We start from the raw sequence: 1,233 nt of genomic DNA on the forward strand, positions 1-1,233 counted from the left end.
TGATCTGATTTAATGGCACCGCACACTTTTGTGAAGGATAATTAGTCCAACAACAAAGGTGTGAAAATGACCCAACGAAGAAAACCTAGAAAATATACTGATGAGTTCAGAGAAGAAGCTGTAAAGCTAGTCACTGAACAAGGTTACAGTGTTACTGAAGCAGCCAAATCATTAGGCATAACAACTAAGCTGCTTTACAACTGGAAAGACAAACTAGCCAAGCAAACTTCAGGCGAAGCATTAAGCAAAGATGAGAGAGCTGAACTGGTTAAGCTCAGAAAAGAGAATAAACGCTTACAGATGGAGCGTGAGATCTTAAAAAAGGCGAGTGCCTTCTTTGCGAAAGAAATGAAATAAAGTTCGAATATATTAAAGAGCAGCAATGGCGCTTTCCAATTAGCGTTTTGTGCGAGGTTCTAGAAGTGAGTCGGTCAGCCTATTACGCATGGCTGAGGCGACCAGCCAAGATTATTAGTGTTGAAGAGTTAATGCTTTATCGTCGCATGAAGAGGTTATTTGATGATAGCCGCAGTAGTGCTGGTGCCAGAACCTTAATGAAGTTGCTACGCAAAGAAGGCTTTAAAATTGGTATTTGTCGGGTTAAGAGCTTGATGAAAAAGCTCGGTTTAGTCGTTAAACAGCGAGTGGCTTATAAAGTGACGACTATGCGCAAACATAGCCATGCGGTTGCTGATAACTTATTGAAGCGCCAATTCAATCCAGCCAGAGCAAATCAGGCGTGGGCGGGTGATATCACCTATCTAAGAACGCATCAAGGCTGGATGTACCTAGCTGTTGTGATGGATTTGCATTCTCGCCGTATTATTGGCTGGGCGTTGAGTAAACGCATGACGGTTGATTTAACCATGAGAGCGATGCAAATGGCTATCAACCTGCGTCAACCCAAAGCAGGCTTGATCTTCCATAGCGACAGAGGCTCACAATACACCAGTAAGCGTTTTCAATCATTGCTATGGAGCAATCGAATTACGCCATCAATGAGTGGTTGTGGAGCATGTTTAGATAATGCTGTGGTTGAAAGGTTTTTCGGCAGCTTGAAAAATGAATGGCTATTAAATGTTTACCATTTAACCAGAGAAAGCATGAAAACTGATGTAGAGAAATACATCAAATACTACAACTCAGTTCGGCTTCATACTTCATTAAATGATATGTCGCCAATTGAGTTTGAAAGTGTAAGGAAAAAGTGTGCGGCCTAGCTTGACCAGATCA

1 protein-coding gene is annotated in these 1,233 nt (G+C 41.8%); it reads left to right on the forward strand.

Translation table 11 applies throughout. The features are described from left to right. The first annotated feature begins 66 nt into the window (after nucleotides 1-66). Nucleotides 67-1,220 (forward strand): IS3 family transposase gene (locus ACSFVZ_RS20455; RefSeq protein WP_102140835.1). Its coding sequence is split into 2 segments (ribosomal slippage): nucleotides 67-313 and nucleotides 313-1,220, totalling 1,155 coding nucleotides; the frame shifts between segments, so codons are not numbered across the junction. Nucleotides 1,221-1,233: the final 13 nt, after the last annotated feature.

This window comes from Pseudoalteromonas nanhaiensis, assembly GCF_051235485.1.
GTDB classification, from domain to species: Bacteria; Pseudomonadota; Gammaproteobacteria; order Enterobacterales; family Alteromonadaceae; genus Pseudoalteromonas; species Pseudoalteromonas lipolytica_C.